Annotated in this window: 10 protein-coding genes and 1 CRISPR repeat array (1 of these 11 only partly in view); of the genes, 9 read left to right on the top strand and 1 reads right to left on the bottom strand. The window is 34.7% G+C overall.

What is annotated here, in order from left to right; all coding sequences use genetic code 11:
• A CRISPR array of direct repeats spans positions 1-398; the repeat unit is 47 nt; unit sequence GCTGTGATCAATCACGAAGATAATAATTTTTGAAAGCAATTCACAAC; it begins 3,110 nt to the left of the window's first position.
• A 72-nt stretch (positions 399-470) separates the two neighbouring features.
• The 9 genes from AC6CHK_RS05560 to AC6CHK_RS05600 all read left to right on the top strand — a co-directional run bounded on the left by AC6CHK_RS05560 (position 471) and on the right by AC6CHK_RS05600 (position 11,073).
• Positions 471-1,019: a type 1 glutamine amidotransferase domain-containing protein gene (locus tag AC6CHK_RS05560; RefSeq protein ID WP_498094335.1), complete on the top strand. Its 549-nt coding sequence runs from the start codon at positions 471-473 to the stop codon at positions 1,017-1,019.
• Positions 1,020-1,214: 195 nt separating this feature from the next.
• Entirely contained in the window at positions 1,215-3,020 is a 1,806-nt protein-coding gene (gene typA / locus AC6CHK_RS05565) for a translational GTPase TypA (protein ID WP_498094337.1), read from the top strand.
• A 122-nt stretch (positions 3,021-3,142) separates the two neighbouring features.
• Positions 3,143-4,246 carry a peptidoglycan DD-metalloendopeptidase family protein gene (locus AC6CHK_RS05570; RefSeq protein WP_498094338.1) on the top strand — a complete coding sequence of 368 codons (1,104 nt, stop codon included), beginning with the start codon at positions 3,143-3,145 and terminating at the stop codon, positions 4,244-4,246.
• Between the two features lie 89 nt (positions 4,247-4,335).
• On the top strand, positions 4,336-5,934 hold the full coding sequence (locus tag AC6CHK_RS05575; RefSeq protein ID WP_498094340.1) for a glycoside hydrolase family 10-like protein: 1,599 nt from the start codon (positions 4,336-4,338) through the stop codon (positions 5,932-5,934).
• Positions 5,935-6,184: 250 nt separating this feature from the next.
• Positions 6,185-6,736, top strand: a complete 552-nt coding sequence (locus tag AC6CHK_RS05580; RefSeq protein WP_498094342.1) for a ferritin — start codon at positions 6,185-6,187, stop codon at positions 6,734-6,736.
• Between the two features lie 227 nt (positions 6,737-6,963).
• Complete coding sequence (gene ychF / locus AC6CHK_RS05585) at positions 6,964-8,055, top strand: redox-regulated ATPase YchF (RefSeq protein ID WP_498094344.1); 1,092 nt, start codon at positions 6,964-6,966, stop codon at positions 8,053-8,055.
• 86 nt (positions 8,056-8,141) lie between these two features.
• Positions 8,142-9,233, top strand: coding sequence for a hypothetical protein (locus AC6CHK_RS05590; protein WP_498094346.1), 1,092 nt, complete (start codon positions 8,142-8,144; stop codon positions 9,231-9,233).
• A gap of 54 nt (positions 9,234-9,287) precedes the next feature.
• Positions 9,288-10,226 carry a helix-turn-helix domain-containing protein gene (locus AC6CHK_RS05595; RefSeq protein ID WP_498094348.1) on the top strand — a complete coding sequence of 313 codons (939 nt, stop codon included), beginning with the start codon at positions 9,288-9,290 and terminating at the stop codon, positions 10,224-10,226.
• Between the two features lie 85 nt (positions 10,227-10,311).
• Complete coding sequence (locus AC6CHK_RS05600) at positions 10,312-11,073, top strand: SDR family NAD(P)-dependent oxidoreductase (RefSeq protein ID WP_498094349.1); 762 nt, start codon at positions 10,312-10,314, stop codon at positions 11,071-11,073.
• 103 nt (positions 11,074-11,176) lie between these two features.
• On the opposite strand, the gene AC6CHK_RS05605 is transcribed toward AC6CHK_RS05600, so the two are convergent.
• A complete protein-coding gene (locus AC6CHK_RS05605) occupies positions 11,177-12,325 on the bottom strand; it encodes a methionine aminotransferase (protein WP_498094351.1) in 1,149 nt (382 codons plus the stop codon).
• Positions 12,326-12,449 lie beyond the last annotated feature (124 nt).

Raw genomic sequence — 12,449 nt, forward strand, 5'->3', positions numbered from 1 at the left:
AAGCAATTCACAACATTCAGCTTTCCAGTCTGAATCATATTTGCGCTGTGATCAATCACGAAGATAATAATTTTTGAAAGCAATTCACAACTTGCTAAATACTGACTGTGAGCAGCTTCAGCTGTGATCAATCACGAAGATAATAATTTTTGAAAGCAATTCACAACACAGCAGACGCACGGTCATTTTGAGTTTTTGCTGTGATCAATCACGAAGATAATAATTTTTGAAAGCAATTCACAACAAGTTCAGTGATCTTTTCTTCTTGCTCCTGGCTGTGATCAATCACGAAGATAATAATTTTTGAAAGCAATTCACAACGATCTATTTCACAAGCAAAATGATTATACTGCTGTGATCAATCACTAAGATAATAATTTTTGAAAGCACTTTAACAAATTTTACAATTTCAAACCCCTAGTCGGCATTATATTTTCTTTTAAATAAGCATAACACCAAAAAATAATATTATGTCAAAGAAAATTGCAATTTTAGCAACAAACGGATTTGAAGAAAGCGAACTGAAATTACCGAAAGAACACATCGAGCAGCAAGGTTGGACGGCGCATATCATCAGTCCGGAATCCGGCACGATAAAAGCATGGGCAGAGAAAGATTGGGGAAAAGAATATAATGTTGATAAAACTTTAGACGAAGTTACAGCTTCAGATTATGATGCCTTGGTTTTGCCCGGCGGAGTTATCAACCCCGACAAGTTAAGGACAAACGAAAAAGCATTAAGTTTTGTAAAAGATTTTTTTAGTCAACAAAAACCTGTTGCCGCAATTTGTCACGGCCCACAAATTTTGATCAATGCTGAAGTTGTTGAAGGAAGAAATATGACTTCTGTAGATTCAATAAGCAAAGATCTTAAAAATGCAGGTGCAAACTGGGAAGATAGCGAAGTTGTTGTTGATAACGGTTTGGTAACCAGCAGAACACCAAAAGATTTACCTGCTTTTAATGCTAAAATGGTGGAAGAAATTAATGAAGGTAAACATAAAGAACAAAGTCTTTAATAACTAATGTAATGAAATATTCAAGGTTCAAGTCTTTTGCTTGAGCCTTTTTTATGACTTGCCAACTTTAGGCAACAATATTACTGTTCATTAATTGTAATTAATAACTTATTCATTATGAATTTGTTAATTAATAAAACTTCTTGCTTATTATTTAATTAAAAAACACTATTTTTGCACCCGTAAAAATCATTCATGCAAAACATTAGAAATATTGCGATTATCGCACACGTTGACCACGGGAAGACGACTTTGGTTGATAAGATTATTCATGCTACAAACATTTTCAGAGAAAATCAGGAAAGTGGAGAATTAATAATGGATAACAACGATCTTGAAAGAGAAAGAGGGATTACCATTTTATCTAAAAATATTTCTGTTACTTATAAAGATGTTAAAATTAACGTAATCGATACTCCAGGTCACGCCGATTTTGGTGGTGAAGTAGAGAGAGTTTTAAAAATGGCAGACGGTGTAATCTTGTTGGTAGATGCTTTTGAAGGCCCTATGCCACAAACAAGATTCGTATTGCAGAAAGCTTTGGAATTAGGTTTGAGACCTTTGGTTGTTATCAATAAAGTTGATAAACCAAACTGTCGTCCGGAAGAAGTTCACGATCAGGTTTTTGATCTTTTCTTCAACCTTGAGGCTACTGAAGAGCAATTGGATTTTCCAACGTTCTACGGTTCTTCAAAACAAGGCTGGTTCAACACTTCATTAGAACAAACAGAAAATATTTTCCCGTTATTAGACGGTATTTTACAGTATGTTCCTGAACCGAAAGTAGAAGAAGGAAACTTACAGATGCAGATCGTTTCTTTAGACTTTTCTTCTTTCTTAGGGAGAATTGCGATCGGAAAAGTGATCAGAGGAGAAATCAAAGAATCTCAGTGGATCGGTTTGGCTCAGGCGGACGGTAAAGTTTTAAAAGGAAAAGTAAAAGAATTATACGTTTTTGAAGGTCTTGGGAAGAAAAAAGTAACTGAAGTAAAAGCCGGAGATATCTGTGCTGTTGTAGGCTTTGATGCATTCCAGATTGGAGATTCTTTCGTAGATCTTGAAAATCCTGAACCATTGCCAAGAACTTCAATTGATGAGCCTACGTTGAACATGACGTTCTCAATCAACAATTCACCTTTCTTCGGTAAAGATGGTAAATATGTTACTTCCAACCACCTGAAAGAAAGATTAACTAAAGAATTAGAGAAAAATTTAGCATTAAGAGTTGAGCAGACTGGTGATGCAAATACATTCTTGGTATTCGGTAGAGGTATTCTTCACTTGTCAGTTTTAATTGAAACAATGAGAAGAGAAGGGTACGAAATGACGATTGGTCAGCCACAGGTTATCTTGAGAGAAATCGACGGAGAAAAATGTGAGCCTTATGAATCTTTGGTTGTTGACGTTCCTGAAGAATTTGCTTCTAAAGTAATCGATTTGGCTACTCAAAGAAAAGGTGATCTTCACATCATGGAAACTAAAGGTGAAATGCAGCACATGGAATTCGAAATTCCTTCAAGAGGTTTGATCGGATTGCGTTCTCAAATGTTGACAGCGACAGCGGGTGAAGCTATTATGGCTCACCGTTTTACAGAATATAAGCCTTTCAAAGGAGCAATTCCTGGAAGAAGTAATGGTGTTTTAATCAGCAAAACTCAAGGTCCGGCTACAGAATATTCTATCGCTAAATTACAGGATAGAGGTAAGTTCTATGTAGATCCGGGTGAGGAAATCTATGCAGGAATGATCATTGGCGAGCAAAACAAGCCTGGTGACTTAGTTGTAAACATCGTTGAAGCAAAACAATTGAACAACATGCGTGCTTCAGGTAAAGATAAAGACACCGGTGTTGCACCAAAAATCTTATTCTCTCTTGAAGAATGTATGGAATATATTCAAGGTGATGAAGCAATCGAGGTGACTCCAAACTTCATCCGTATGAGAAAGAAAATCCTTTCTGAAGAAGAAAGAAAAAGAATGGAAAGAGGAGCGAAAGCATAATCTAAAATTCTTAAATATATCTAAAGCCTCGATTTTTCGGGGCTTTTTTTATTGATTAAATTTTGTTTTAAAATTCATTGATTCGCAAATTGTTACGGCTAAGTTTTTGTATAAAATATAATATGAAAAGTTGCAAATTCATATTACTCCTCATTATCATATTTCTCGCCATTTCCTGTGACGGACTGAAAATGAGAAATATTTTTGAAACTTCCGCACGTGCCAAATATGAAAGAAGTTTTTCGGGATCTGATAGTTTGATGATGATCTGGAAAAACAAGTTTTCTGAGGCGACGAGTAACAGGCTTAAAATTACCGATGATTTTGTATCTACAGTTTCAGTTGTTAAATCAACTCCCGCGTTAGGCTATTCCTTGGAATTAAAAAAAGGAGACATGCTTATTGTTGAAGCTATAAAAAATGATCCGGAATCAAAAATTTTTGTGGATATAAAAGATGAAAACATTGGTTCCGATAAATATCAAAGCAATGTCATCACAAATCAAAAAATTGAGACATTTATTGAAAATAATGGTTGGCATAAAGTGGTGATTCAGCCGGAAATTGATTATCGAGGAACTTTTCAAATTAAAATTTACACGCAGCCATCTCTTGCTTTCCCTGTCGCCGGAAAAGGAAACAACAATGTTCAGAGTTTTTGGGGAGCGAGCCGCGACGGAGGAGGCAGAAGCCACGAAGGAATTGATATTTTTGCGCCTCGCGGAACTCCAGTTGTAGCAATCGCAGACGGATTTATCACACGAACCGGAGATCAGGGTTTAGGTGGAAAGCAAGTGTGGCTTCGTGATGGTATTCTTGGGAATTCCTATTATTATGCACATCTCGACAGTATTTTAACAGAAAACGGGAAGCGGGTGAAAAAAGGCGATACACTCGGATTGGTAGGAAACACCGGAAATGCGGCAGGAGGACCGCCTCATTTACATTTTGGAATTTATACTTCAAGCGGCGCGGTAGATCCTTATCCTTTTGTAAAAATGCGGGCTGTTCCGAAAAATAATAAGATTTCAGCGACTAAAATTTATTCAGAAAAATATATTAAAGCAGGAACAAATCTGAGAGCTGGACCGGGAAACAATTATGAAATTCTTTCAAATATCACTAAAAAAACACTTGCGGAAATTTTATTAGTGAACGAATCCTGGTATCATGTAAAAACTTTAGATGGAATTGAAGGATTTGTAATTGCTGAAAGGCTTGAGTAATTGTTATTTCCATTTAAAATGATTGATAATTGAAATTGTATGTATAACTTCCTTGCATACTTTTTTTAAATTAAGTTATTTTTGCAAGTATGAAAGTGAACAAGTTAAAGTTAATATTCTTATTGGGTATTTTTGCATCATGCAGCAGTTCCAAACCTGTAGTAAATAGTGCTAAACCAGTAAAAAATCAAAATATATCCAAACCTGTAAAAACAATCGTAAAAGATTCTGTTGCAAACAATAAATCTGTCGCAATTCCTGTTGAAGAAGATTTTAAAGTCAATCTTCCGGCCGTAAAAAGAGAATTCCGTGCTGCATGGATTGCGAGTGTGGCAAATATCAACTGGCCGTCAAGAAACAATTTGTCTGTCGATCAGCAAAAAGCCGAAGCTATCAATATGCTTGATCTTTTGAAAGATAATAATTTTAATGCGGTGATTTTTCAGGCTCGTCCTTCTGCGGATGCTTTATATACAAGTAATTTAGAGCCTTGGTCATATTTTTTGACAGGCCAGACGGGCCAGCCGCCTTATCCAAATTATGATCCGTTACAGTTTTGGATCGACGAATCGCACAAAAGAGGAATGGAACTTCATGTTTGGCTAAATCCTTACAGAGCACATCATTCCAATGGTGGATCGGTCAACAGCCAGTCAATGGTCAACAAATTAGCGGATATTACCGTACGCCTGAAAAACGGAATGTATTGGTTTGATCCTGCCAATCCCAAAACGCAGGGGCATGTTTCAAACGTTGTTAAAGATCTGGTGAAAAGATATGATTTGGATGCCATTCATTTTGATGATTATTTTTATCCTTATGCAACATACAACAGAGGAGCAGATTTCCCTGATAACGCAAGCTGGAATGAATATCTGAGAAACGGCGGAACTTTGACAAGACCAGATTGGAGAAGAGACAATGTGAATAGATTCGTTGAAAGGATTTATAAAGAAATTCATGCAGAAAAAGAATATGTAAAATTCGGGATCAGCCCGTTCGGAATCTGGAAACCCGGTTATCCGGAAGGAATTGTGGGCTCTTCACAATATGATGAGTTGTTTGCAGATGCAAAATTATGGTTAAATAAAGGTTGGGTAGATTATTTTTCGCCACAATTGTACTGGCCGATTGATTCTAAAGGTCAAGGTTTTGCAACATTATTAAATTGGTGGAAATCAGAGAATACGATGAACCGTCATTTATGGCCGGGCTTAAATACGGTTGAGGTAAAAGTTTCGGATCGTCCCACTGAAATTAAAAATCAGATTGAGCTATCGAGACAGATTCTCACCAATAATTCTGGAGAAGTACATTGGAGTATTGCAGGTTTAACCAAAAATCCAAATATGTTGCCAACCCTGAAAAACGGTCCATACAGAGAAAAAGCTTTAGTTCCGAAAAGTCCGTGGATAAAAGCATTTCCTCTGGAAAAACCAACATTATTTACCAATGATAACGGAAGCTATATTCAGACAAATTGGAGCTCAAAAAGAATCGGTGATGTTTTTCAATGGGTACTTTTCACACAATATAACGGAATTTGGGAAACTGAAATCTTGACTTTAGAAAATCTTTCAAGAGAAATTCCAAAATATAAACAAGGAAAAAACTTAAACGCAATTGCGATAAAAGCAATCGACAGACTCGGAAACGAAAGCGATTACATGGCAAAAAAAATAAATTAAAAGTAAATTTTGAAATAAGTCATTGCGAACGAAGTGAAGCAATCTCTACATAATATTACTTTAAATAAATAATTATAAAGTCAATTCTCTCAACGAATTGGCTTTTTTATTTTAGACTAACTATAAATTATTGCTTTAAAATAATGAATTACAATAAATTAAGATTTTGATATTTTAAGTTATCATTAATATATCACGTCTCGGAACCATTTTTGTATCTCTTTAGTGATAATCACAAAAATATAAAATTATGAATACCAATAGACTTTCACCTGAGCTGGAAAAAGCATTGAGTGACCAGATGAATAAAGAAATTCATGCTTCACATACATTTTTATCTTACGGAATTTGGGCTGATGAAAAAGGATATCAGGGAATTGCCAATTTCCTTTACAGGCATGCACAGGAAGAAAGAAACCATTCAATAAAATTTATGGAATATGTTTTAAACAGAGGCGGAAAGCCAAAAGTAGAAGCTATTCCTGCACCTCCGACTGATCCGGAATCTTTAACGGCGTGTTTTGACAGCGTTTTTATGCATGAAGTTGACAATACCAATTCGATTTACAGAATTGTAGACATGTCGTTAGAGCAAAAAGACTGGGCCACTTGGAACTTTATGCAGTGGTTTGTTCAGGAGCAGATCGAGGAAGAAACTTTAGCCCAAAATTTAATAGATAAATTGAAAATTGCGGGTGGCGACAGAGCAAGCAGCGAATCATTATTCACCTTCGACCGGGCTTTGGAAGAAGCGCCGAACGATGTGCCTCTCGCTCAAGACGCTACAGGAGACAACCCTTAAAGTAAAAATTAAATAAAATTTATTAATAATCTGCCAACTTTCTGGCAGATTATTTTATTATGAAACTCATCTTAAATTCACTATCTTTGCGCACTGATAATTCAAGGTTCACGGTTTCAATATTAAAGTTTGATAAATGTGAAAAAAATTGAATATTAAACATAAATTTTTGAATTTTACAATATGAAACCGAAAGGTTGCATAACATTAATAAATAGAATTTCGTTATGAAATGTGGAATCGTAGGCTTGCCGAATGTTGGTAAATCAACTCTTTTTAACTGTTTAAGCAATGCAAAAGCTCAATCAGCAAATTATCCTTTCTGTACAATCGAGCCGAATCTGGGAACTGTTTCAGTGCCGGATCAAAGATTGTTTGAATTGGAAAAATTGGTAAATCCTGAAAGAGTTTTGCCCGCTGTTGTTGAGATTGTGGATATTGCAGGTCTTGTAAAAGGTGCAAGTAAAGGTGAAGGTTTAGGAAATCAGTTTTTGGCAAACATCCGCGAGTGTGAAGCAATTATCCATGTTTTAAGATGTTTTGAGAATGGAAATATCATACACGTTGAAGGTACGGTAGATCCGATGAGAGATAAAGAAATTATCGATATTGAACTTCAGTTAAAAGATCTTGAAACTCTTGGAAAAGCCGTTGACAAAGCTAAGAAATTCATCAAATCAGGAAAGAAAGATGATGTATTGACATACGAAACACTTCTTAATCTTCAGAAATTTATCGAAGATGGTAAAAATGCCAGAGAATTTCCGATGGATGATTTTGCAAAATCAATCATTGCAGAAGTTCAGCTTTTGACCAATAAGCCTGTTCTTTATGTTTGTAATGTAGACGAAAATTCTATCAAAAACGGAAACGAATGGATTGCCAGAATTGAAGAAATGGCAAAAAATGAAGGCGCTGAAGTGGTTGTTTTAGCGGCACAGATCGAAGCAGACATCAATGAATTAGATACTTTCGAAGAAAGACAGATTTTTCTTGAAGAATTAGGTTTGGAAGAGCCCGGTGTAAACCGTTTGATCAGAAAAGCTTACGATTTGTTGAAGCTTCAGACCTATTTTACAGCCGGAGTAAAGGAAGTAAGAGCCTGGACGATCGGACAAGGCTGGACGGCTCCTCAAGCTGCAGGAGTGATTCACACAGATTTTGAAAAAGGATTTATCCGTGCAGAAGTGATCAAATATAATGATTATGTAAATTACGGTTCGGAATCAAAAGTAAAAGAAGCCGGAAAACTTTCCGTAGAAGGTAAAGAATATATCGTGCAGGACGGCGACGTGATGCATTTCAGATTCAATGTTTAAAAATATTAAAAGTTAGTTATATAGTATTTTAAAAGCGCTTCCATGTATTTGGGAGCGTTTTTGTTTATATTTATAAAAACTTTATTATGAAACATTTCGGTTTTCTTATCATCATTCTGTTTTGTTTTTCTTGCTCAAAAAGTATTGAGGACAGATGTTTTATTCAGGAAAATGAAAGTTATTTTAAAGGGTATGAAGTTGAAGAAGCATTGAACGTAAATGAGATCATCAAAAATAAACCGAACTATCTCCAAATCGTTAATCTTAAAAAATACAGAAGTTTTAAACAAGACAGCACAGAGTATAGTAAAAATTTCCAAACTTATCTGGCTGATGAAAAATATTTAAATGATCAGAAAATACTGTTTGCAGATTTTGATGAGAAATTTTTCGGGCAATTTCGTTATTCATCTCAACAGATTTCCGATAAAGAAAGTTTTGCATTAGGAGAAAACAGTTTAGGATATTGGCTTTTAGAAATTAAGAATGCTAAGGCTTCGGCTTATTTTTTAGGATTAACTTATAGTCATTATTATTTTAATAAAGTTCAGGACAGCCAAATTGTAAAGGATGGTTTTTTGCAAATTGAAGGGAGTTTTGTAAAAACGGAACGTAATTTTGCACTAAGTGGCAGAAAGTTTACGTCTATTGGTGATGGAAAGTTATTTAAAATAAAACTGGAGGATTTGATGAAAGATTCTGATCAGGATGGCTACAACAACATTTTTGAAAACAGTTTTGGTTTGAATCCAGACAATAGAGATTCAGATGGAGATGGAATTGATGATTTTAATGATCATAATCCACTTTTCAAATCCGAGAAAAATAAATTTACAACATTATATGAAAATCTTATTTCTCAGAATTTAGGAGGAATTAAAGAAAACTTACATAGAATGGATTACTTTTTTTTACCCTATCAAACCGATTGTGAGTATTTTCAGAAGATAAATTCTGAAGCTAAAGTTCTAATTTGGCCAACAAAGAAAGAAAAGCAACCGCTTTATGTAAGAACTACAGATATCATTAGCGGTGGATTGTCTAAGATTAAAAGAAATAATAACAATCTAAAAATATTTTATGTGACAGATTGGGGAAGCTCGGGTTCTACAATTTATGAAGTAGAATATAAAAACGGAAAGTGGGTATTTAGAAATGTTGGTGGAATTAATATATGAAATATAAAGATATGCTAATTTGTTTTTATATTTGAATCATACAAATTCCGAATCATGGAAAAAATTGTTCACACTTCTTTAGACGATTTTTATGGCGAAATGGCGAGAATGCTTGGCAAAGATCTGGAAAGTATTTTTCCAAAAGGTCTTCATAAAGATATTGGTCATTTTAATGTTTTCGATATTGCACAAACGATAGCTAATGCAAAAAAGACTTCTGAAATGCCTTACAACAGAAGAAAGTATTATAAAATCAGTTTAATCAGAGGAAAAAACAGAGCCGAATATGCGGATAAAGTAATTTCAATAAAAAAGAATGCGTTGCTTTTTGCAACTCCAAAAGTTCCGTATAATTATGTTCCGGAAGATACAGAACAATCGGGAAGCTTTTGCGTTTTTACCGATGATTTTTTTACTAAAAATACTTCACAAAATATTCTTGAAGATTTACCTTTATTTCAGCCCGGCGCAATTCCTGTTTTTGAAATTGATGATAAATTGGCGAATGAAATTGAGTCGCTGTTCTCAAAAATAAAAAAAGAAATCGATTCTGATTATGCTTTTAAATATGATCTGATCCGGAATTATGTTTCTGAGCTCATTCATTACGGACAAAAATTACAGCCTGCCGCGAAAATTTCAACTTCTCACAATGCTTCGCTTCGTGTGGTTTCTTTGTTTATAGAATTGTTGGAAAGGCAGTTTCCGATTGAGTCTCCGGACCAGAGAATTCAGCTGAAAGTTGCTAAAGATTATGCAGAAAGATTAGCAATTCATGTAAATTATTTAAATAAAAATTTAAAAGAAACCACCGGAAAAACGACTACAGAATTTATTGCGGACCGAATTATTCAGGAAGCAAAAATATTATTAAAGCAAACCAAATGGAACGTTTCAGAAATTTCCTACGCTTTAGGATTTGAAGAAATCGCACATTTTTCTAATTTCTTTAAAAGAAAAACTTCATTGGCTCCTTTAGAATTCCGTTCATGATTTGAATTATACAAATTTCAGATTGATTGAAATAATTAAATTAGCACCAAAATGACTGAACTTTGCCTCAATAAAATATCAAAAAATGAACACAACAAAAATCGCATTAATTACAGGCGGAAGCCGCGGATTAGGAAAAAATTCAGCATTGAAAATCGCTCAAAAAGGTTTGGATGTTATCATCACATATCACAGCAACAAAGAAGAAGCTGAAAATGTAGTGAACGAAATTAAAGCTTTAGGCAGAAATGCGTCGGCTTTTCAATTGGATACAAGAGACGTAAAAAGTTTTGATTCCTTTATTCAAAATGTGACAAATTATTTAAAAGAAACTAAAGGCAATTCAAATATCGATTTTCTGATAAACAATGCAGGAACGGCTTTGTATTCGCCGATCACGGAAACCACGGAAGAGCAATTGGATGATATGTTCAATATTCATTTTAAAGGCGTATTCTTTTTAACGCAGAAGTTTTTGCCATTCATTAATGACGGGGGCGGAATCATCAATATTTCGTCAGGATTGGCAAGATTTGCGTTGCCCGGATTGTCAGTTTACGGTTCAATGAAAGCCGGAGTTGAAATGCTCACAAAATATATGGCGAAAGAATTGGGACCAAGAAAGATCAAAGCCAATGTTATTGCTCCGGGCGCAATCGAAACAGATTTTGGCGGCGGCAGAACAAGAGATGATGAAAAAGTAAATTCGATGATTGCCGGAAATACGGCTTTAGGAAGAGCAGGACTTCCGGATGATATTGGCGGAATTGTGGCTTTTTTATGTACGGAAGATGCAGGCTGGATCAATGCACAGAGAATTGAAGCTTCAGGCGGAATGTTCTTTTAATAAATAGATAGTCGTTTGTCATTCTGAACGAAACAAGTGAAGTGAAGAATCTCATGTTTTGAAAAAATATTTTTCCTTCGTCAGAATGATAAACTGACTTTTATTATAATTTAGACAGATTTTCAATCGCTTTTTCTAAAGTTTCCTGCTTTTTGGCAAAACAAAGTCGGATCACATTTTCATTCGGTTTGTTTTTGTAGAAAGAAGAAAATGGAACGCTTGCAACTTTATGATTAATAGTCAATTCATTGGCAAATTCAAAATCATTTTTGTCAGAAATTTTATCATATTTCACAGCCTGAAAATAAGTTCCTTCGCAATCAAGCAATTCAAAGGAAGAATTGGATAATCCTTTTCTCAGAAAATCTCTTTTTTCCTGAAAAAATTGGTTTAAATGATTGTAATGTTCATCGTTTTTCATGTATTCTGCCAAAGCCAACTGAATCGGAGTATTGACACAGAAAACATTGAATTGATGCACTTTTCTGAATTCATCCATCAATTCTTTTGGTGCTGCGCAATAACCGATTTTCCAGCCTGTAACGTGAAACAGCTTTCCGAAAGAGGCGACCAAAAGGCTTCTTTCTTTTAGTTCGGGATATTTACAGATGCTTAAATGCTGTTTTCCGTCAAAAACAATGTTTTCATAAACTTCGTCACTTAAAATTAAAATTGAAGTTCCTTTTACAATATTGATCAGTTCCTGAATATCATTTTCTTTTAAAATCTTCCCGGAAGGATTATTCGGATTGTTCAGAATGATCATTTTTGTTTTTTCCGTAACTAAATTTTTCACCGCATTCCAGTCAATTTCGTAATCGGGAGCCTTCATTTCAAATCGTTTTACAATTCCGTCAAAAAGCTCAACCGTTGGTTCATAACAATCATAAGCGGGCTCAAAAATAATAACTTCATCATCTTTTTTAATGAAAGTTGCAATTGCTGTGAAAATTGCCTGAGTTCCGCCTGCAGTAATTGTTATTTCAGAATCCGGATGATAAATTGCTTCGTGGCTGTTTTCAATTTTTCTGGTGATTTCTTCTTTTAAGCCAATCATCCCGCCAAGCGGTGCGTATTGATTAAATCCTTTCTGAATAAAATGATTTACATGATTCAGCAATTCAGAATCGGGCATAAAGTCAGGAAAACCTTGTGAAAGATTGATTGCGTCATGCTGATTCGCGAGTTGCGTCATTTGCGTGAAAATCGTGGTGCCGACATTTGAAAGTTTAGAGAAAGAAAGTTGTATCATGAATGCAATTTTATTTAAATCGAATTTACAGTATTTTTTGAAATTTGATATTAAGCAGATTAATAAAATATTTTCTAAATCAATTATATACACTTTTAATTCCAATTAAAATGTTAAAAAAAAT

The sequence above is a fragment of the Chryseobacterium sp. GQ58 genome (genome assembly GCF_059758895.1).